Source organism: Amycolatopsis lurida (assembly GCF_900105055.1).
GTDB lineage: Bacteria > Actinomycetota > Actinomycetes > Mycobacteriales > Pseudonocardiaceae > Amycolatopsis > Amycolatopsis lurida.
Window position 1 is genome coordinate 171,056 of sequence record NZ_FNTA01000002.1, and the last position, 22,503, is coordinate 193,558.

Genomic DNA, 22,503 nt, shown 5'->3' on the forward strand with positions numbered 1-22,503 from the left:
ACCAGTCCGCTGAGTGGACCGCCCTCTTCACGTGGATTTCACGGTTGGTCAGCCTTCTCCGAGTGAACGGCGCGTCGTCGCGCGCCCGTGAACGGGGAGGTGCCCGATGGGCTCACGTGCCGGCTCCAGGTTGCTCGCGTTGGCGACGGCGTTCGTCGTCGCGGTCGGGATGGGCGTGGCGGTCACCCCGGCTCCGGCGCGGGCGGCGAGCCCGGGCGTCGGCACGTTGGTCAACGCGTTGGCCGGGCCCTCGAACAGCTTCGCCACCTGGAGCAAGGGTCTCGGCACGATCGGGCAGCTGGCGAAGGCGCTGCCCGCCGTGCAGACCAGCCCCGGCGCCGCGCTGGGGTTCGACACCCTGGCCCAAGAGGCGTTCACCACCGGCGCCAAGAAGCTCTCCGCCGCGGTCGACGACGCCGATCTGGACATCGATCAGCCGATCACGCTGTCGGCCGACCGGGCCGGGACGCTCAAGACCACGCTGAGCACCGTGGGTGAGGACAAGCGACTCGACCTCACCCTGACCGTCTCCCGCGTACTGCAGAACCAGGCGCTGAACATCCCGCTCCCGATCGGCGAGGGTGGTAACGCCCCTCAGTCGGCGTTCTCCTCCACCGGCGGCGTGCGGCTCACCGTCGGCACCACGCTGAAGCTGACCCTGATCTGGGACAAGGCGCACGACAAGGCCTACATCCTCAACGACGGTACGACGCCGTCGTTCACCGTCGACGCTTCGGCGGGCTTCCCCGACGCGAACGCCATCAAGGCCGTCAACGCCGCCATCGGTGTCCTCGGGGTGAAACTCGTCGAGTCCGACACCTCACTGGACCTCAAGGCGCACTTCGCCGCCACGATCAACGACCCGGACAACGACGGGCGGCTGGCGTTCGTCAACAACGACGGCACCGCGGGCGAGCTGGCCCAGAACGGTTCCCTGGCCGGTCTGGTCAGCTTCGGCTTCGCCAGCCCGGCGGGTTCACTGAACGGCTCGCTGCACCTGGCGGCCGCGCCCGCCGCTTCCTTCTCCCTCGACCTGCCCGCGGTGGACGCCAAGATCGGCCTCAGCTGGCCGGACATCGCCACCGGGTCGCCGCAGATCACGCAGGAAGGCATCGGCACCGTCGGCCCGTTCCTCAACCTGACCCCGCGCGACCTGGCCACCGGCCTCGCGCAACTGGCGACGACGCTGACCTCGATCCAGCGCGCGAAGTGGGGCGACGCAGCGAACCCGATCGGCAACCTCGACCTGCCGTTCCTCAAAGGTACACTCGCCGACGCGATCCAGCTCAACGAGTCGATCAAGAAGTTCCTGCAGGACAACACGAAGTCCGCGGCGGACCCGACTCAGGCAGGCGAGCCGCTGTTCGTGTCGCTGCAGCAGATGCTCGACAAGCTCAACACCGCGGCGAACCTGCCCGGCGGCGGCAAGATCGGCATCTCCGACGTCCACTTCCCGCCGGGTTCGACCAAACTCGACTTCAAGATCACGTTGTCCCGTAAGGCCCCGGCGACGGCGGTGGACCTCAACGCGGCCGCTGCCGCGGCGTCCGGACCGGCGGGAAACCCGGCGAAGACCAGTTACACGCAGGCCACCCTCAAGGACGAGAACCAGACCTGGAAGCCGGGGGAATTCGCGGGACGGCGCGTCGTCGCCGGTGCGGCGGGAGCGACCGTCGAGAACAACGACGGGAACACGCTCTTCCTGCAGGCGCCGGGTTGGACACCGGTGATCCCGGCCGCCAACGCGCCGTACACGATTTCCGGGATGCAGGGTGACGTCGGCATCGTCCAGCTCGGCAACGACCTGAAGACCGGCGGCCGCGGCGTGGGCGAGGCCAACGCCGTCAACGCCACCGCGAAGGTCAAGCCCGGTTACGACGCCGCGGTCACCCTCGTGCTCGACCTGCGGAACCCGACCGTGCACAACCCGCCGATCGAGCAGAAGAACCCGGACGGCAGCAGGATAGTGGTCGGCGCGACGCCGACCGGCCCGGATCGGGTGCTGCTGCGCACTTCCGGCGCTCCGTCGCTGTTCACCGCCGACTTCCCGATGGACGCGGGCATCGACCTGTTCGCCAACGCCGGATTCCTCCAGGTGCAGCTGAAGGGCGCGGCACACGTCTGCCATCCGAACGCGGGTGCCGACTGTGCCGGGACACCGGGCGCGGACGATCACATGGTCCAGGTGAAACTCAAGGACTTGGGTGACCTGACCTTCGGCGCGGTCGTGGACAAATTGCTGCACGACCCGGGAGCGCTGCTCGACTTCCAGGTGCGTGTCCGCGGTGCCGGTGGCGTCGACGCCAGCGCGCCGGGTACCGGCGACTTCCTGAAGGGTGCCACCGCACACGCGGGATTCACCTGGAACGACCTGACCAGGCCGACCGGGCCCGACGGGCCGCAGTTCAGCACGAGCGACCTGTCCGAACTGGCGAACTTCGACTTCGACCCGGCCAACCCCAAGGCGCTCTTCTCGATCCTCCTCAAGACCTTGCAGACCCTCAACGCGTCGATCAGTGACGCCTCGCCGTCGGGCGCCGCGGTGTTCGGGACCAAGATCCCCCTTGTCGGCCGTTCGCTGAAGGACCTGGTGAAGGCCGACCAATCCGGTTCCGGCCCGACCGTGAGCTACGGCCCGAGTTCTGTGAAGGACACCGCGCGCACTGTCGAAAAGGGCAACGCGTTCCCGCCCTCGCTCGTCGGTCGCACGGTCGTCGCCGGCACTCAGGTGGGCATCGTCGGCAGTGTCACGCCGGACACGCTCGTCCTGGCCGGACCATGGGCGAGCCAGCCTTCTCCCGCGACGTCGTACGTGATCCGGTCCGAATTGGACGACGTGATCTCGTTGCTGGAGGCGGCACCGTCCGACAACCTGCAATGTCTCGTCCAGACGATCAACACCCGGTTCAAGGACAGCGTCCCGGTGACGTTCGAGTACGCCGAACCCGGCGGAACGCCGTCCTTGATCATCCGGCTGGACTGGAAGCGCGCGTACCACACCAGCACCCCGGTGCAGTTCGACTTCAGCCTGCCGTCCGGCGGCCAGCGGGTCGCCGGTGTGCAGGGCGACGGCTCGGTGTCGCTCGGCGTCGGCGGGCAGGTCAAGATGGGCCTGGTCGTGCCGCTGCAACCCGGCGCCGGACCGGCCGACGCGAACGCGCTGCGGGTGCTCGACGATTCGAAGATCGGCGTCAAACTCGACGCCACCGTGGAGAACGGCACCATCGCGACCACGCTGGGCCCGCTGAGCGTTTCGCTCGGTGACCCCAAGTCGGCGGACAAGGCGACCGCGAAGGCTTCGTACTCGATCGACCTGGCCAAGGGTGGCGGCACCGGCGCGCCGGTCAGCTTCACCGACTTCCTCGGCGCTGTCGGCCCGACGATCAACGCCGGGAGCACCGCTGTCAACTGTGGTCTCGACGGCGGTACGCCGCTGGCCCTGTGTGCCAAGTTGCCGTTGTACATCAGCGAGGACGGCGGCGCGACCTACAGCAAGGTGATCACCGACGGCACGAAGTCGAACAACTTCGCCTTGCGCCTGCCCAAAGCGACCGCGGCCGACGACTACTTCAACCTCGGCGGAGCGCCGATCGACGGGCATCCCCGGCTGGAGACCCCGGATCCGGCCCTGCTGGCGGACGCGCTCGCGGCCAAGCTGATCGACTTCGGCAGGCTCGACGGCCTCGACAGCTACCTCAACCTGGTGGAGCAGGCCCTCAACACCGCCAGCTTCGGCGGCAAGCTGCCGCTGCTCGGCGACGACCTCCAGCAGGGCGCGGACTTCATCGGCAAACTGCGCACGGCGATCCACAACGCGCTGGACCAGTTGCCGGCGAACGGCCACTTCACCGACATGGCCGCGGTGCGCGGCTGGGTCAACGACCAGCTCGGCGGCAAACTCGCCGCCGCTGGCCTCAACCCGGACACGGTCACCGTGGACACCGTGTGCAAGACGCCGCTGGGCTCCGTCGGCACTCCCACGGTCAAGCTGCACGAAGGCGCCACGGCGGCGGACAAGACCTACCGCTACGTCGTCGCGTCGTACGTGACGATCGACGGTGCGAAGAAACAGGCCAAGGCGAGCGACCCCGGCCAGATCACCACCGGCCCGGCCGCACTGTCCACAACGGATTCGCTCGATATCGCCTGGGAACCGGTCACCAACGCGTCCGGCTATCAGGTGTTCCGCGAAGAAGGCGGCGCCTTCAAACTGATCGCGGACGTCACCGACGCCAAGTTCACCGACGTCGGTGCCGCTTCGATCGGCGGGCCGCCGGAGAACCCGGCCGAGAACCCGCGGCCGCACGATTGCTCGTACAACGACCTCGACGCGGTCACCATCAGCCTGAACGTCAGCCAAGGCGACTTCAGCGGCGACCTGCTGAACTGCGCCGGGCTGCCGTCCGGCCACGAATGCCTCAAGAAGACCGTGCCGCTGGACCTGGGCATCCCCGGCTTCTCGTTGAAGGCCGACGGCGGCGCCGGCCCGGAGGTCCAGCTCGGCTGGCGGCTGCATCTGGCCATGGGCATCAGCCGGAGCGAGGGATTCTTCGTCGACACCAAGGACTCCGCGCAACCCGAGTTCGCGGTCGGGCTGAACGTCAGGCTGCCGGACAAGATCAACGCGCAGCTCGCGTTCATCAACATCACCGCGGAGAACTGCACCAAGCAGAAGAGCGCGGACGACTGCGACCACGCGGCCGCCCCGGCGAACGACGCGGGTGTCCCGCCGCTGTTCGGCGGCGCGTTCAAGATCGACCTGGTCGCGCCGGACGACCCGACCAACGGCAGACTGCGGCTGACCGATCTGCAGAACGCGGGGCTGGACCGCCTCGCCGACGTCAAGCTGCACGCGAGCGCGGACATCAACTGGCTGCTCAAGGCACGGCCGGGTGAGGACGCCGGATTCCCCGGTATCCAGGCGAACTTCCGGTTGCACTGGGCGTGGAACAACGTCAAGCCGGGGACCAACAGCGCCGACGGCGGCAACTCCCCGCTGACGCTGGCCTTCGACAAGGTGGCCATCGACAGCGGCGAGATCTTCGGCAAGATCCTCAGCCCGATCGTGAACAAGATCAAGCAGGTGACCGGTCCGCTGGACCCGGTGATCAAGACGTTGTACGCGCCGATCCCGGTGCTTTCGGACCTGTCGCACCTGGCGGGCGGCGGCGACGTCACGATGGTGTCGATCGGCAAGGCGTTCAGCACGATCGCCGGTGGCCCGGATCTGAAGTTCGTCGACACCATCGCCGGGGTCGTCAACTTCATCAACAACTTCCCGACCTGCACCGACAAATGCCTCATCCCGCTCGGGTCGTTCGAACTCGGCGGCCAGAAGGCGCTCGACACCACGGTCACACCGGACAACACCGAGAGCCTGATCAGCGCGAAGAAGGACGCCGGTGGCGGCACCGGGTTCGCCCCGATCCTCGGCGCGATCAACGGCAAGAACTCCAACCCGAAGTCGGTCGGCCCGATGACCACACAGGCGTCGGCGGCCGGGTTCAGCTTCCCGGTGTTCGAGAAACCCGCTTCGCTGTTCAATGTGCTCTTGGGTGGGGACGTGGATCTGGTCAAGTTCGACTCCGGTCCACTGCGCCTCGGCTTCGACTGGCGTCAGCAGTTCGGGCCGGTGTACGCGCCGCCGCCGGTGGTGATCACCTTGCACGGTTCCGCGTCGGTGACGCTGCGCATCGTCGCGGGCTTCGACACCTTCGGCATCCGCAAGGCGTTCGAAGCGGCTCGCGCCGGCGAACTCGACCTCGCCACCGTGGGGCAGGCGTTCCTGCAGAGCCTGTTCTTCTACACCACCGAAAACGGGAAGCCGATCCCGGTGGTGTCGTTCACCGGCGAACTCGCCGCCGGGGCGGCGGTCACGGCGGTGGTCATCACCGTCGGCATCGAGGGCGGGGTGGGGCTCACGGTCTCGTTCCTGTGGAACGACCCCAACCACGACGGGAAGTTCCGGATCACGGAGTTCCTGCAAACGGCGCTGAACAACCCGATATGCCTGTTCACCGTGTCGGGGCGGCTCTATGTCTTCCTCAAGCTCTACGTGACGGTCGGCTTCGGCCCATTCTCGGTGTCGTTCAGCTTCACGATCGTCGACGTCACGCTGCTCGACTTCACCGCCACACCGAACTGCACGCCACCACCACCGAAACTCGGCGGGCTCAGCGGTGACGGCAAGACACTCGTGGTGTACGCGGCCGCGCTCGGTCACACCGCCCAGCGCGGTGGCGGCGCGGGTGACCCGTACGAATCGGACAAGCAGGAGAAGGACACCGTCAAGATCACGTCGCTGCACGACTACGCCGACCCGGCCAACCCGGCGTTCACCGGTGTGGCCGTGGACATGCTCGGGATCCGGCGCGAGTTCCGGAACGCGAGTATCGAGCGGGTGGTCGTGGACGGCCGCGGTTACGGCAAACCGATGAGCGTGACCTTCATCGGGGATGCCAAGCAGGACACCGCGAAGGACGGCCCGCCACCGCCGACGGCGCAATTCGACCGGGACGCGATCGTGTTCGGCGGCGAGAAGAACGACCAGATCAAGACCGGTATCGGCAACTCGTGGGTCGATGGCGGCAAGGGCGACGACACCATCGTCACCGGCGACCGCACCGTGCTCGCCGCGGACCGGAAGAGCTATGTCCAAAATGGAGCGAAGGCGCGGGTCGCGGGCGGCCCAGGCGTCGACAGCATCACCGTCGGAAACGGCGAGGACATCGTCGCGGGCGACTCGAGCCTCGGCGCGCCTCCGGTGACCTCGATCGGCTTGAAGGAACTGAAGAACGACGGCCGCGACGGCGGTGACCCGCTCGCGGACGGTGCGGGCGGTCCGACGGTCTCCGTGCCGAACTGGGCGATCCTGCCCGATCCGGCGGGCGGGACCGGGAGCGGCGACGCAGGCGACACGATCAAGGTCGGGCTCGCGAAGTCGACCGCGTTCGGCAACGGCGGGGACGACACCCTCGGTGTCGCGGCCGACGATCCGCTGAAGGACGTGCCGACGCTTCCGCGGTCGCTCTTCGTTTCCCCGGGCGCGATCCTCATCGGTGGCGACGGCAGCGACCGCTTCGCCGGCGGCACCGGACCGGACGAGATCTACACGGCAGGCAAGCTCGACCCCGGGATCGACGGCTACGGCTCGGACGATGCCAACACCACGGGCGGCCCCGCAGGTGGGCCGATCAACACCGTCGACACCGGCACCGGTGACGACAAGGTGTTCGGCGGCAAGGGACAGGACCGGGTCACCGGTCACTCGACGAAGACGCAGAAGGACGACTTCCGCGGTGGCGGCGGCAACGACATCCTGTTCGGCGGCTACGGGGCGGACACCCTCTACGGCGGGCCGGATGACGACTACGTGATCGCCGAACCGTCCACTTTGGATTCCCCGGACCCGGCGAAGACCGACGACTACGGGCCGCTCTATTTCGTCGCGCACACACCGCTCCCGCAGGGGGTGAGCCCGTCGCACAAGACGCTGGTCGGCGGACTCGGCCGAGACCACATCATCGGCGGTGACGGCGGTGCGGACGTGTACGGCGACAAGCAGACGACACCGTGCAAGGCCGGTGCGCCGCTCCCGTCGACCCCGGTCGACGAGACGGTGAACGACGCGCTCGACGGCAACGACCGCGTCATCGGCGGCGCCGGAGTGGAGAACGTGCGGGCCGGCGGCGGTGACGACAATGTCGACGCCGAGGCGAACGAAGATCTCGTGTGCGGTGAGAAGGGCAAGGACGTCCTGCACGGCGGCCGCGACGCGGACCAGGTCTGGGGTGGCTCGGACGAGGACGCCGTCTACGGCGACACCGGTACCGACACCCTGTACGGCAACGACGGCGTCGACACGATGTTCGGTGGCGACGACCCCGACACCATCGAGGGCAACAACGGAAAGGACTGGATCTCCGGTGGCCTTGCCGGTGACGTGATCGTCGGCGGCACCCGGGCGGCCGGACAGCCCGACGACGGCGACAAGCTGTTCGGCGACGGCGGCACCGACACGATCATCGGCGACAACGGCGATCCGGCGTCCCCCGGCGGGCCGGTGTTCGACCTGGCCACCAGCGCGGATGCCGCGCTGGGCGGAGACGACACCATCGGTGGTGGCCTGGACACCGACGCGCTCTACGGCGGGTTGGAGAACGACACCGTCTCCGGAGGGAAGGATCCGGACCGCATCGAAGGAAACCCCGGCGCCGACACGCTGAACGGCGAGACCGAGGCCGACGACATCGTCGGCGGCAGCCACCAGACGCCCGGTGACCCGGCGGCGAAGAACGCGGCCGGTTACCCGGACGCGGGTGACACGATCTCCGGCGGCGACGCCGACGACGTGATCACCGGTGACAACGCCACGATCACCGGTACGGGTGGCGCGGACTCCGGCGACCCGGTCACCCGTGGCCGCGGGCTGTCGGCGGGCAGGCACGTGGTGCTGTTCGACCTCGGCCACGCCCCGAACCCGGCGAACTCAGGCGGTGACACGATTTCCGGTGGCAACGCCACGGACGTCGTCTACGCACAGTCCGGAACGGACACCGTGCACGGCGACGCCGGGGACGACTACGTGGAAGGGGATCAGGACGCCGACAAACTGTTCGGCGACTCCGGGCAGGACGATCTCGTCGGCGGTTCCTCCGCCGTGGAGATGGGCGCCGGCCAGGGCACCGTGGGCCAGCTCGACACCGGAGACGTCATCTCCGGCGGCGAGGACGCGGATGTGATCACCGGCGACAACGCGATCGTGACCAGGGACGCGGGCATTCCGAAGAGCCCGATCACCCAGGGCCGGTTCGACACGGACCTGCCCGGAGCGCTCCCGATGACGCATCGCAGCATTCAGCTGTACGACCTCGGTGACACGCCGGTGCCGAACACCTCCGGCGGCGACGACATCGCCGGTGACAACGGGTGCGACGCGATCCTCGGCCAGTCCGGCAACGACCGGATCAAGGGCGGCAACGACGGCGACCACGCCGAAGGCGGCCCGGGCCGCGACTGGATCGAAGGGAACAACGGCGACGACGACCTCGTCGGCGGCAGCTCGACGATCCACGGCGACGACACCGCGCTGACCACCCAGGGCCAGCCGGACACCGCCGACGTGGTCTTCGGTGGCACGGGCGACGACGTGGTGCTCGGCGACAACGCCATCACCGACCGGATCGCGCCGCCTTCGCCGTATCTGCTGCGAGTGGGCAGCAACGGGACGTTCGAGACGCAGCGTTCGCTGCGGCTGCTCGATCTCTCGTGGAGCAACGGATTCCTCGGTGCGCCGGCCCGTCCGGTGGCAGGCGGGGATCAGCTGTCCGGTGGTGTCGGCGTCGACGTGATGTTCGGCCAGGACGGCGACGACCAGATCTCCGGTGGCGCGCACGACGACTACGCCGAGGGCAACGGCGGGCACGACACGATGTTCGGCGACCGCACGCTCGCGGAGGCCGGGATCGCGATCACCCCACCGGAGCCGGCGTGGCCGGGTGCGGCGTCGGACGACCTCGGCGACGTCTCCGCGCCGAACGGTCAGGACGACCTGATCGGCGGCAGCTCGCTGGCGGTCTTCCGCGACACGGCCGACGACGTGCACGGTGACGGCGCCGCCGACTTCATCCTCGGCGACAACGGCACCGCGGTGCGGGACATCGTGGACCAGACCGGCAAACCGGTGGCGCTCGGCGACGACCTGTCGAAGGTCTCGCTGCCGCTGACGAACCGGATCTACGCGAAGCGCTACTCGGCGTCTCCGCCTGCCGGTGCGGCGTTCGTCCGCCACGGCGTCAACGGCGCACCGACCCGTTTCTGCACCACCACACAGGCCACCTGCGAGGCACTCGGCGCTTCCGGCGGCGACAACCTGTGGGGCGACGCGGGGGAGGACACCCAGTACGGCCAGGACGGCGACGACCTGATGTACGGCGACACCGGCACGACGACGGCTCCGGGTGACGGCGCCGACGACATGTACGGCGAGCTGGGCGGAGACCGGATGTGGGGCACCGGCGGCGAAGACGCCATGGTCGGTGACCGCGGCGGCATCGTGGACGTCTACCAGAACGGGTCGAACCACTTCGTGATCGACAACCCGCAGGTACCCGCCATCCGCTACGAGGGCTTCCTGGCAGGCTCGGTCACCCGGCAGGTCGATCTTCAGCACGACGTCAACGGCGACACCTTCGCCGCACCCGGCAACGCCCCGGCGATGCCGCACCGCGGTGACCTCGAAGGCGGCGACGACCGCATCCGCGGCGGCGACGACCACGACTCGATCCACGGCGGCTTCGGCGACGATCTGGCCAACGGGGATTCGGGCGGTGACATCGTCTTCGGCGACGACGGCGCGGACGTGCTGTGGGGCGGCAAGGGCGGTACCGACCCGGCCAACCCGAACGACCGGGGTGTCAACGACTCGCTCGTCGACCACCTCATCGGCGGGAAGGGCGCCACGTCCGGTCCGTCGGTCGACCCGAACACCGGCGCGCTGGGTTCGGACCTCCTCGATTGGCGCCCGCGTGGCACCTACGGCGCACCGGGGCAGACGACCTGCACCGCGAACGCGTGGCCGCAGACGTTCGGCAACGGCAAGAACGCGGTCACCGTCGACCCGTGCTCGTGGTTCGAGATGACGAACCTCGACAACGCCGACGTCGCGGACAACCAGCACCACCAGGGCATCGACTGGATCTACGGCGGCTGGGACCGTGACGTGCTGCAGGCCGACGTCGCCGACAACGGGCCGAACCAAGGAGACCGGCTGCTCGACTGGGGCGGTGCGTACAACCTCTACACGCACTGCAACGCGGCCTACGGCGGCTACAACGACGTCCGGCAGCACAGTCCGACGCATCAAAACTTCCTGCAGCGGTGGGCGTACTCGCTGGGCGCCGGACAGGCGGCCGGGGACGTGACCACACAAGGCACGTCGGCCTACGACGAACTGGCGCTGGTGTACCAGCCGGACATGAAGGACCACGGCACGGGACCGGCGTTCCCGACCACCCCTGGCCATTTCGACAACCCGAACGCTTGCGCGCCCTGAGGCCACGCGACCTCGCCAGTGAGGAGAAGTCATGTACAGCGGGATCGTCGGTGCCGGCCCGCCGGCCGTGTCCACCTACACCCCGGTCGACGGCGACACGTTCACCCTGGGCCTCGGTCTCTGCCCGGGAGAGCGACATCGCCTACCTGAGACCGAACGCGATTCCGACACCGAGGAGATCCGCCGCGGCGAGGTTTCGATCACCCCGATCACGGCGGACCGGCTGCGCGGTTGAGGGAGCGCTGCCCGGCCACCGTGTCGCGCAGAAGCTGGGTGAGTTCGACGGGTGTCGTGACCATGCAATCGTGGCCGGTCTGCAGTTCCCTGGTCTGCTCACCCGCGGGGACCGGTCGCCGGGTGATGCCTGCCGGGCGTCCGGCGACGCAGTGGATGTGTGTGCGCGGAATCGTGCGCGCGGCCGGGTTGTCCAGCCGGACGGGTTCCGTGAGACACCGGACCGGTTGATCCGACAGCATCGAGCGCAGCCAGGCGATGTCGTGGGGATCGGTGACTCCGAACAAGCCCAGGGGCGGCGGTTGCTGCGGCATCGGCGGAATCCGCCAGCCGTCCATGGCGAGGTCGACGAGTTGCTTGGTGACCGGAAGGACATCGACCGCGGTTTCGCCGTCTTCGGGCACCATCGCGTCGAGGAACACCAGATGGGCGATCCGCTCCGGGAGCTGGTTGGCGACTCCCGATATGACCATCCCGGCGTAGCTGTGCCCGACGAGCACGACGTCGTCGAGGCGCTCGTGTTCGATCAGGCCGGTGACATCGTCGATGTGGGTGTGGAGGCCGATCTCGGGGACCAGCAGATGTGCCTTGTCGCCGTAGCCGGTCAGGGAGGGCGCGAACACCCTGTGGCCGTCTGACTCGAGCAGCGGGGACACCCGGTCCCAGACCTGTCCACTGTGCCAGGCGCCGTGTATCAGCAGGAAAGTGGCCATGCGCGTGTGGTTCCTCCTCGTGCCTCGGTACCCTTTGGTAACCGGAAGCATCTTGATCCTCACGACGCGCACCGGGCAATACGGCACTTTCGGGTGCCCCGGTTCTCGGGAGGTAACCATGCAGGACCCGTGTCAGGCCCGCGAAGTGCTCGGGATCGTCGGGGACAAGTGGGCGCTGCTGATCGTGCGCATGCTCAAGGACGGGCCGCACCGTTTCACCGAGCTCAAACGTGCCATCGAGGGCATCAGCCAGCGCATGCTCACCGTGACGTTGCGCGACCTCGAACGCGACGGGATCCTGACCCGCACGGTCCACAGCGTCATGCCGCCACACGTCAGCTACGAGCTGACGACGATGGGGCGGACCCTGCGCGAGGCCACCGCGCCGTTGCTCGACTGGAGCCTCACGCACCTGCCACAGATCGACGCCGCCCGCGCGGCATACGACAACCGCTGACGGCAGGCGTAGGCCGTTCGGAATCCGCAGGTGACCGACGTGGGCAGTGGGGCAGGGCGACTGCTTGCCGAACGCGGAAGGCCGTGAACCGCTTTGGCATGCTGCCGGCATGGCGACAACGGAAACCGAGCCTGTTCAGGCGTCCGCGGGCAAGGGCAGAGGGCTGGTCCTGGTGTGTCTGGCCGGCGTGCTCTGGGGCACGATCGGTCCGGCGATCCCCGTCGTCCACGAGGCTTCGGACCTCTCACCGCTGACCATCGGCGGGTACCGGGCACTCTTCGCCATGGTCGTCTTGGTGATCGCCGCCGCCGTGATGCGGCGGTTGCGCGACTGCGCACGGCTCGGCAGGCGGCATTGGCGGCGAGTGACGGTGGTCGGGGTCTCGACGGCGATCTTCCAGTTGTTCTTCTTCGTGGCGGTCCTGTGGACCGGGGTGAGCATCACCACCGTGGTGTGCCTCGGGTTCGCGCCGGTGCTGTTGCTGATCACCGGCAGCGTCCGACGTCGTCGCCGTCCTTCCGCCGGCCAGTTCCTCACGGTCGCGGTCGCGGTGGCGGGGCTTCTGCTGGTCAGTGTCCTCGGCAGCCCTGTCGGCGAAGCGCCGTACCCGGTTTTAGGCGTGTTCGCCGCACTTGTGTCAGGAGCCGCTTACGCCCTCTCCGCCGAAGCGGCCGCGCCGCTGTCCCTGCGGCTCGACACGCTGACCATGACCACGACGACGACCTGTGTCGCCGCGATGGTCCTCGTTCCCGTCGGACTGGTCATACCCTGGGCGAGCGGCGAGGGGATCTTGACGACCGATCTCGGGTCGTGGGCGCTGATCGGCTACCTGGGGGCCGTGACGATGGCGCTCGCCTACGCGCTCCTGTTCGCCGGCCTGAGGACCACACCCAGCGGTGCCGTGGTGGTGGCGACACTGCTCGAGCCGGTGACCGCCGTCGTGATCGCCGTCGTGTTCCTGGGGGAGAGGCTGACGGTGGCCGGTGTCGTGGGCGTCGTGCTGATCATGGCCGCGATCGGCAGTCTGGGACGGCACTCGAAGGAGCCGGCGCCGCAGTGATCTGCCGATGAGCGCTCGCAGTTCACATCGATACGGTCAGGCCGGCTGACGATCGTCAGGCTCGGGTTCGATGCGCTGAAAGGTATGCCAAGTGTCCCTCAGGCCCTTGACGGTGGTGTGGTCGGACGAGAGGCGCCATCCCGGCGGCCGTAACGTCTTGTCGACACCTTGGATCCGCTCGAGTGATTCGGCAATCTCGGAATGGTGGGATACGACGGCCTGTGCGATCAAGGCGTTGTCAAAAAGGGCGGTTTCGCCGAACGTCGCCTTGGTGAACCAGATGGGATCCGCGAACCTTGCTTTGCGAAAATCGGCGACCCCGGCGAAGGTGGCCGAACGGAAAGAGTGGTCGATTTTTGTTCCGAGTAGTAATGATTTGTGTCTCAACGGGGATTCGATGTCACCGAAAGTCGCTTCGGTAAAACCGGCATGACTGGAAAACGTGATCTTGTCGAACTGTGCTGGTCCGATGAATGTTGCCCTGGTGAACGAGGTAAAAGAGGTAAAGGTCGCCTCGCTGAACCAGGTGTCAGCGGCGAACGTCGCATCGCTGAAACTGTTGCCGCGGGGTTTGGCGTGGCCCCCGTCGCCGAATCCGAAGGGACTGTCATCTTCGAACGCCGATCCGGTGAAGCCGGCCGGTCCGGCGAACATGACGTTGTCGAATCGGGTGGGTCCGGTGAATGTCGCCTTATTGAACTGGGCGGGGCCGTTGAATGTCGTCCAGTCGAACTGGGTGTCCCCGGTGAATTTCGCGCCGTCGGCCAAAAAAGTGCGGACGGCGCATCCAGTGAGCGTGAAATCGATGAGAGTCGCGCCGGTAAGGTCGAGATCGATTCCGGCCCAGAAGCTCGGCATGGAATAGGTGGCCCCGTCTTGGCCACGGTATCGGGGAATCAAATGGCCATGGAGCAGGCGCTGAGCGGTGAGCCGAACTTGACGCTCCTGTAGATGATCCTGATCGCTCAACCCAGGCGGCGTGTCGGTCGGCGCGGCATAAGGCATGCGCAGATAGGCGCACAACACGCTGACCACGGTCTGCCGTTGTGGTGGGTCGTCCTGGGCCAGGCGTTCAAGGGCATACATCGCGCCCAGCCGGACCGCCGCGTGATCCGAGCCCAACTGCCCGACCGACGTGCTGTACAGCTCGGTCACCCGCCGTGCGTCGGCATCCTTCTTCGTGTCGTCCGCGACGCGTTCGGAGTGCAATCTATTGGTCTCGGCGACCTGCTCGGCATGGTCTTGGGTGCGATCGCGCTGGCTGAGTTCGGCTTGCCGATGGCGTAGTTCGGCGTGTCGCGCCTCCAACTCCAGCTCCTGTGTCCGCTGTCGCCGAACTGCCAGGTACAGGGCGAACAAGCCGCCCCCGGCCACGACAACCGACGCCGAGATCTTCACCGCGTCCAGCTGCGCTGTGGCTTTCTTTTCAGGGTCGGCCAGGGTCAGGCTGTCGATCCAGCTCCACAGCAGCCACCCCACCACCCCCGCCGCCGCCAGTACGACCACGGAGACCAGTGGCACCGTCCAGGGCGACAACAACGGACGCGGCACAGGTGGGCGGGAGCGCGGCAACGATGGGGGTGTTCCTGTGGAGTCGTCAGTCACATCCCGAATCATCGCGCAGAACGGTCGTCAATTCGACTGGCTCCACCGTGCGTCCCACCATCGGCGTGCCCTTGTTCCAGGAACAGATGATGCGGCCGAGGCCGGCCAGTCGCGCCACGCGATGGGCGCGAAGCGATCCGCGATGAAGACAGAACGTACGCGGGACCGCTTTCTACGCCGGCGCCGCGTCCACCGGACAGAACAGGCCCTTCCTCACGAGGATCACCGGATCGAGTGAGCAGCAAATGCGCCTAACGCGGGCCCTGTCTTTGGTCGGATGTCCGATGTTAGGGAGACCCGATGACCACGACCGCCGAGGACGGACGCCGCCCTGCCGGTCCTGAGCCGCAAGCGGCGACGAAACCGAGCCGGCGAGCCGAATCGGGCCGCGCAGGGTTTGCCGGTTCCAGTGGGACGGCACCTGGCATCAGATCTTCGTCGCGCTCCCAAATCGGGCGTGCGACGGCCCAGCGGCTGTTTCCCGCGGAGCGCACCTACCCGATGCCCCAGAGACTGGATGACTTCGTCACCAGGTAGGTGACGGCGACTGGTGAGGATCGCTCACCGTACTCCGAGCATTTCGATACACGCTTAGTACTGCGGTGGCCGATCGGGCCACCGCCATGGCGCGGTCGCCGGGTACGGCGTGGCCCTTGGCCGGCGTGGTGAACGGCGCGTTCAGAGTGATGGGCATGCTGAACGCGCCGTTCACGACAAACCGGGGTGTGGTGTGAAAGTCCTTTTCAGTCCACGTCCGGATCGGAGAGCCTTTTAATTGAGGTAGAAGCCGCCGTCGTTGCGGAGGACCACCGCCACGATCGGGAACCGCCTGGTGCCGTTCCACCAGTGGTAGACCGCGTGGTACTGGCCGTTGGCCGCCTGGAAGAAGTCCATCCCGCCCGGGCCGGGGTGGTTGCCGGGCATGCCGCGGTAGGGGTTGAGGCCGCCGGTGCCGGTGTAACCGAAGTACGGCCGCTCGGCCCCGTTCTGCCGGGGCGTGCAGCGCGTCGACGGGAGCGGGCCGGTGCCGCACCTGGCGATGCCGGTCGCATACCGCACGCTGTCCCAGTTGTTGCCGGAGTAGGCCAGGTACCAATAACCATCGGCGGACTTGAACATCGACGGGTTCTCGACCACGTGCGTGCCGCCGCTCATCCGGGTGGTCTCCCAGCCGATGTCGGTGCTCTTCAACGCGTCCCGGCGGGTGGCCCAGTCCGCCATGCCGTTGGAGTGGGTGCGCACGACCGAGATGCCGGTCTCCGGGTACGAGGTGATCGCGTCGTCCCGGTAGGCGACGTACATGTCACTACCCGAGACGAACGGGTTCGCGTCGATGGCCCAGCGGCCGTTGCCCGGGCACGCCCACTCGACGGGGTTGGTGAACGGCCCCCGCGCACTGCCCGAGACGGCGCGGCCGAGGCATTTCTGGCCGCTGCCCCGCTTGGACGCGGTGTAGTACATGAAGTACGTGTCACCGAAGCGGACAACGCCGGGCGCCCAGATGTTGCCCTCGGCCCAGCTGCCCGGCCCGTTGGGCAGTGCGTCGGCCGACGCGCAGGTTCCCACACCGACGGTGTTGCCGGAGCCGTGGACGAGCACCGGCACGAACAGTTTGCCGGTCACGCCGCACCGGGCGCCGACGTCGGCGCCGACCGTGGTGCCGTAAGTGACGTACGAACCGTCCTTCGCCTGGACGGTGTCCGGGTCGGCGAGCGGGAACGTCGACTCGGCGGCCGCGGTCGAGACACCGTCGGCCGCGGCGGCCGTGTCGACCGCCGTGACGGCGGCCGCGGTGCTCGTGGCGAGCACGCCGGCCACAAGTAATCTGGTCATCCACTTGCGCATGCTGAATCCCTTACTGGGCAAGGAGAGTGGCGTCGGTCAGGAGGAGCACCCGGCCACCCGCGGTCGAGGCGGCAAGCCCGGCCGCTGCGATGCGCCTGGGGTGACCAGTTGCTCTCGCCGGTTACTTGTGGACGGACAAGTGCGCCGGTTGCAAACTATGTGACCCCCAGTCGCCGACGCGACCGAAAGCCAGGAAACTGCCGGTCGATGCGCCCGTACGGCCTAGCCGGCGGTGCCGTACGAGCCGCCGCGGCGCCGCGCGGTGATCCGATCCGGCCGCCGGGCCGCATGACCGCGAGGGTAGGCATCCCGCAGATCGGGATCACGACGAAGAACAGGATCTCTTCCAGTGGAAGGGAAAACGGCGCGTAACTCCAGACCTCGCCGGCGATCGCCATCACGCCCCGGACGAGAAAGACCATGGCCACCGGGAGCAGCGCGCGGGCAAGGCGTTTCGGCTGCCGGTGGACGCGGGCGCCGACGATCTTCAACGGGAGCGTCACCGGGCCGCATGCCGCCAGTACGACCAGATATTCGACCTTGCCCACTCAGCCCACCGCCGATGGGGGAGCGGGGGCGGGATGCCGCGTCCGAGACCGCCGCGAACGGGCGAGCGCCACAGGCGACCCCGAGCCGACGGCGCCGGGACACCGTTGCCCGGCCGGCGAAGACGTCGTGGCCGGTGTCTTCGATCCGGTCGAGTATCTCCCAGTACAGGGGTGGGGCGGGCGTACCGGATATCGGTCACGGTGTCCGGACCCGCTCGCGCGGAACCTGCGGTGATGCGAGCGGCGCATATCGGTTGGGTAACGCCCGTGGGGTCGGGGCAACTCCGTGCGGTTCGTGGCGTGCTCTGGATGAAGATCGAACTTCTGACTGGAGGACCCATGGGGTTGAGGTTTCGAGCGCGGCTGGCGAGAGCGGCGGTCGTCGGTGTGATCATCGCTGGCGGAGGGATCGTCGCGGCGTCGCCGGTCTTCGCCCAGGCGCCAACGCAGGACCAGTGCGCCTGGACGTCCTCGTATCTCCCGTTGCCCGCAGGAGTGACCGGCGGGTCGGTGGACGCCGCGGGCTCGAACGGCTACTTGGCGGGTCAGGCGTCCGACGGAAGGTTGCTGCTGTGGCGCAACGGCCAGCCTGTCGCCGTGAACGCCCCGGTCAGCACGTCCATCAGTGTCGCCGGGGTCAACGGCAGCGGTGAGATCGTCGGGTACGACGGGCGTTCGAGGTCGGCTTTCGTGTACCGCGACGGCTCGTTCCAGACGTTGCCCGCCCCCGCGGGGACCGTGGTTTCCGCCGCGGGCGTCAACGACTCGGGTGATGTCGTCGGTTCGGCCTACGCCTTCCCCGATCCCTACCGCACTGTCGTGTGGAAGCGGAACCAGCCGGGCACCTATCAGATCGTCGCGGACGGCGTGGCGATCGGCATCGACAACGCGGGCACCGTGGTGACCGAGAAGGGTTCGGTGTGGTCGCCGGACGGCACCACCCGCCGGCTCGCCGGTTCGCCCGATCTTCAAGTCCGGGTCTTCCAAGGCGGTTACGCGCTCGGTCAGGCTTTCGGTGACTACACCGGCCTGCACAAGTGGGACACCACGGGGGCTTTGGTGCACCGGTACGAGGCGAAGGATCGTCCCTCTCCGAGGAGCGTCAACTCGAACGGGTTGATGGTCGCTTCGTACACTCCGATCGGCGGCACCGAGCGGGAACTGGGTGTGTGGCGCGGGGCGACGTTCCTCGGAAACATCACCACCGAATTCGGGGTCCGCGTGGTGACGGAAACCGACGAACTCGCCGGGAAGCGCCCTTCGACGGACGGCCAGACGTGGCTGCCTGCCACCTGGAAATGCTCCTGACGAACCAGGGCCGTGACGGCCTTTCGTGATTGCCGGGTCCGGAGGCGGCACTGCCGCCTCCGGACCCGGCGTCGTCAGTGCTGTGTACTCGGTTTCAGAAAGATATCTCGGCTTGGGTCGGCTTTCCGCATGTTCCACGCTGGTTGCAAGGCTGCTCGCTGTGCGCTGCCACCGATACGGCTGTCAGCAAAGCTCCGGCTCGGTCTCTCGCTTGAGCCTCGTGAAACGCGTGGCCGCGAACAGTGCCGCCACCGCGATCATGCCGAACGTGGCCAAGAGGCGGTTCATGTCGACGGCAGGTTCCCAGCGCGGCTTGCCGTCCTTGATGACGTACGCGCCCACCGGCTTGGCCGACAGGCCGAACCCGCCACCTTCGCCTGGACGCCCCTTCTCGTCGCGGCCGTCGCCACCACCGCCACCGGTGCCGACCGTGCGCGTCCATCGAGAGGTCGTGCGAGGTCGCCCGGCGGACGAACTGCTCAAGCGCGCGGATCGGGCGCGACTGCTGGTCAAGGCCCGCGAAACAGCGGATCGGTGACCGGTTTCGTCGGGCCCGACACCTTGCCCGCCGCGAAAGAACGGAATCCGCTTCTTCGCGGTCATGCTCTGGCCCGGGGAGGTGACAAGCCAGGATCTTGCGGCCACCGCCCCGGATCACCGGGTTCAGAGCCGGACGTCGTGCCTAGAGGGCGCGGCGAGTTTGCGGAGTACGTTGGCGACGTGGTCCTCGACGGTGCGCCGCGAGATGAACAGGGCTTGAGCGATCTCCCGGTTGGTGTGGCCGTTCGCCAGCAACCGTGCGACGTCGTGTTCGCGCGGTGACAGCTGCGTGCCGTAGCTGCGGCGGCCACGGACGGAAGGTATGACGGTGCCGGTGCTGCGGACGTGGTGACGGCACCGGGCGGCGTCGACGGTGGCGCCGAGGGCGTCGAACGTGACGGCCAGCTCACGGAACACCGCGGGCTCGGCGCCGGTGACGCGAGCGGCCTTGTCGGCGCACTGCGCGGCGCGGTACCGCTGCCCGAGTTCGTCGTAGCGCAGCTGCGCGTCACGGTAGTGCCGCTCCGCGTCGTCCCGTTCTCCCACCGCGGCGGCCACGTGCGCCCGGCACACCGTGAGCGCGGTCCACGCCGAGGGCGCGTCGATGCCGTTCAGCCCTTCCTCGGCCTCCGCGACGAGTTGCCGCGCGTCACCGGTCTCGTCGTCGGCGAGGTAGCACGCGACGGCCTGGGGGACTATCTCGGCGGTCCACGCCCAGGAGCCCTTCGCACGGAGAAGGGCAAGCCCGCGTTCGGCGTGGCCGCGAGCCGCGGTGTCCTCCCGGCTGAGGAGCATGGCGGCCATCCCGCCCGCCGCGGCCACCGCCACCGGGATCACCGCCGTCGGATGAATGTCCAGGGCGGCGTGGAATCCGTGTTCGGCGGTCAGCCAGTCGCCGCGCGCGGCGGCCAGCCAGCCGACGACCAGGTGCAGTTCGTTCGTGATGTGCGGAAGATGGGAATAGACCTGGATCAGCGCCTGCGCGCGCTCGGCGAGCCCGGACCACTCGCCCGCCAGCCAGTCCAGCCGCGCCGCGGTGGCTTCCGCTGTCGCCACCACATAAGGGGCGCCCGCGCGGGAGGCCAGTGCCAACCCCGTCCGCAGGAACGTTCGTCCCTGCCCGTCCCGGCCTATCCATGAGCACGCGTCGGCCAGGTTGGTGTGGGCCCGCGCGAGATGCCTGATCTCAGCGGGGTCGTCGATGTCGTCGGGCGCGGGCAGCAGGGGGATCCGGTCCCAGCCGGCCGGGTCACCGACGATGAGCCGCCCACCGAGCACAGTGGCCAATACCGCCGTGCGCGCGGGGCGCCGCGGCAGCTGAGCGAGCAGGTCCTCCAGCCGGGGAAGCCACTCCCGCTGTTCGGTTGCGGTGACGATGTCGAGGTAGGGCACGGAGAGCAGCGCCATCCCGGACGCGACGCGCTCGGGCTGGTCGCCGAGAAGTTCTATCGCGTGGGCGATTTCGGCACATCCGCGGTCCAACCGGGACTCGCGCACCAGCAGGGTGCCGAAGCAGAGGCGCACTTCGCCGCGTACGTCGGTGACCAATCTGGGGTCCGACTGCAACGCCTCGATCCGGGTGAGCACGTCGGCGTCAGGCAGCCCGGCCAGTGCGTACCCGCAGAGTTTCGCGGCCAGCCGGTTCAAGTCCTCGGCGGGCACGTCGCGGTCGGAGACCACCCGGGAGAGCAGGTCCGCCGCGGCGGACATGTCGTTCGCCTCGGCCGCGACGTCCGCGGCGCTTTCGCTGTACCGCAACCACTCTCGCGGCATTCCGGCTTCGGCGCAGTGCTCGGCGAGCCGCGCGACCGGCCATCCGGCCACGTCCACCAGCACGCGCGCCGCGGCGCCGTGCAACTCCCGCCGACGAGGCCCCGGCAGGGCCGCGTACACCGCCCGACGCGCCATGTCGTGCCGGAGGCCGTACCGGTTCGGCGGGCCTTCCGTCAGCACACCCGCGCGGACCAAGCTCACCACCGGATGCACTCCGGGAGACCTCGCGACCGCGGTGAGGATCTCCGCCGGCGCCGCGTCGCCCAGCACGGCCGCCGCCTCGGCGACCGCGCGCTCCGGTTCGCTCAGCCGGTTCAGTCGTTCGAGCAGCGACTCCTTCACCAGGACAGGTACGCCGACGGTGGCCAGGAGCCGGCGCGCCACCGCATCCTCGCCCCTGGTGTCCCCGAGCCCGCCACGCAGCGCGCGGGCCGTTTCGGCCACCACGAAAGGAATGCCACCGGTCCGGTGCAGAACCGCGGTCGCGAACGACTCCGAAACGCCGACGCTTGTCACGGTTTCGATCAGCGCTCGCACCTCCGGCTCCTCGAACGGTCGCAGACCGAGATGCACGGTGGTGACTTCGAGCGGCGGGTGCACGACCGGACCCAGCGGGGCATCACCGGGAAGTTCCTCACGCCGATAGGTCATGACCAGTGACAGTCCGGGCGGTGGATCCGCGAGCAGAAATCTCAGCACCTGCCGGGTGTCCTCATCCGCCCAGTGCACGTCTTCGACCACGAGCACGGCCTGCCCGAGCGCCCGCACCAGCGCGCAGACCGCGCGGAACATCCGATGGCGCTCGGCTTCCGGACGGTCCAGCGGTGGCGGCGCAGGGGGCAGGAGGTCGGCCAGTTCGGGCAGGTGTCCGCGGAGTGCTCCGGTCACCGGATCGGGATGGCCCACCCTGTCCCCGGCTCGTCCGAGGCAATCGAGCAACGGTCCATAGGGGAAGGGTTCCTCCAGCGGCTGACACGTACCGACGGCCATCCACAGGTTCCTGCCGCGCACCGCCTTCGCGAGCGCGCCGATCAAGGTGGTCTTTCCGGCTCCCGCCTCACCTTCCAGGAAAGCCACCGCGGGCGGACGGCCGACGACGTCGGACAAGGTGGCCAGTTCCGCGGTCCGGCCGATCATCGGGATGGATCGTCCGCGCGTCGACGGAGACACACCCATTGCCACCTCCGCGCTGGTCACGCCGGTTCCAAGAGGCCGCAACGATACGTCGGACCGTCGCCACCGCGTAACCCTGATCACGGTAATGCCGTACCCCTCCGGGGTCTCACCACGATTGTTTCCCCTCCGCCCGCGCCGAATGGTGAAGCGGTGCGCCAGGCGCACACGGGAGATGGAGGAGAGATGCAAAA

General features: G+C 68.4%; 10 protein-coding genes and 1 pseudogene. 5 read left to right on the plus strand and 6 right to left on the minus strand.

The window, feature by feature from the left end:
• Nucleotides 1-106: 106 nt before the first annotated feature.
• Together BLW75_RS01120 and BLW75_RS01125 are read left to right on the plus strand one after the other, a co-directional pair.
• Nucleotides 107-11,053, plus strand: coding sequence for a calcium-binding protein (locus tag BLW75_RS01120; RefSeq protein ID WP_091596447.1), 10,947 nt, complete (start codon nt 107-109; stop codon nt 11,051-11,053).
• A gap of 31 nt (nt 11,054-11,084) precedes the next feature.
• Entirely contained in the window at nt 11,085-11,288 is a 204-nt protein-coding gene (locus BLW75_RS01125) for a hypothetical protein (protein WP_034307971.1), read from the plus strand.
• On the opposite strand, the gene BLW75_RS01130 is transcribed toward BLW75_RS01125, so the two are convergent.
• Entirely contained in the window at nt 11,263-12,000 is a 738-nt protein-coding gene (locus tag BLW75_RS01130; protein ID WP_091596450.1) for an alpha/beta fold hydrolase, read from the minus strand. The genes BLW75_RS01125 and BLW75_RS01130 overlap by 26 nt on opposite strands.
• A gap of 118 nt (nt 12,001-12,118) precedes the next feature.
• Between BLW75_RS01130 and BLW75_RS01135 the strand changes: the two genes are divergently transcribed.
• Entirely contained in the window at nt 12,119-12,457 is a 339-nt protein-coding gene (locus tag BLW75_RS01135; RefSeq protein ID WP_034307969.1) for a winged helix-turn-helix transcriptional regulator, read from the plus strand.
• 109 nt (nt 12,458-12,566) lie between these two features.
• Nucleotides 12,567-13,517 (plus strand): DMT family transporter, encoded by a 951-nt coding sequence (locus tag BLW75_RS01140; protein WP_241783407.1) that lies wholly within the window; start codon nt 12,567-12,569, stop codon nt 13,515-13,517.
• Between the two features lie 36 nt (nt 13,518-13,553).
• Here the strand turns inward: BLW75_RS01140 and BLW75_RS01145 are convergent, their stop codons facing one another.
• The 3 genes and pseudogenes from BLW75_RS01145 to BLW75_RS01155 form a co-directional block, all read right to left on the minus strand.
• Nucleotides 13,554-15,023 (minus strand): pentapeptide repeat-containing protein, encoded by a 1,470-nt coding sequence (locus BLW75_RS01145; RefSeq protein ID WP_143055279.1) that lies wholly within the window; start codon nt 15,021-15,023, stop codon nt 13,554-13,556.
• 870 nt (nt 15,024-15,893) lie between these two features.
• Nucleotides 15,894-16,967, minus strand: coding sequence for a family 43 glycosylhydrolase (locus BLW75_RS01150; RefSeq protein WP_241783405.1), 1,074 nt, complete (start codon nt 16,965-16,967; stop codon nt 15,894-15,896).
• A gap of 299 nt (nt 16,968-17,266) precedes the next feature.
• Nucleotides 17,267-17,515: pseudogene (locus BLW75_RS01155) on the minus strand (lycopene cyclase domain-containing protein); the annotation flags it as partial.
• A gap of 339 nt (nt 17,516-17,854) precedes the next feature.
• Between BLW75_RS01155 and BLW75_RS01160 the strand changes: the two are divergent.
• Complete coding sequence (locus BLW75_RS01160; protein ID WP_034307966.1) at nt 17,855-18,823, plus strand: hypothetical protein; 969 nt, start codon at nt 17,855-17,857, stop codon at nt 18,821-18,823.
• Between the two features lie 183 nt (nt 18,824-19,006).
• Here the strand turns inward: BLW75_RS01160 and BLW75_RS01165 are convergent, their stop codons facing one another.
• Together BLW75_RS01165 and BLW75_RS01170 are read right to left on the minus strand one after the other, a co-directional pair.
• On the minus strand, nt 19,007-19,306 hold the full coding sequence (locus tag BLW75_RS01165; RefSeq protein ID WP_241783403.1) for a hypothetical protein: 300 nt from the start codon (nt 19,304-19,306) through the stop codon (nt 19,007-19,009).
• Nucleotides 19,307-19,486: 180 nt separating this feature from the next.
• On the minus strand, nt 19,487-22,273 hold the full coding sequence (locus BLW75_RS01170) for an ATP-binding protein (RefSeq protein ID WP_091596459.1): 2,787 nt from the start codon (nt 22,271-22,273) through the stop codon (nt 19,487-19,489).
• Nucleotides 22,274-22,503 lie beyond the last annotated feature (230 nt).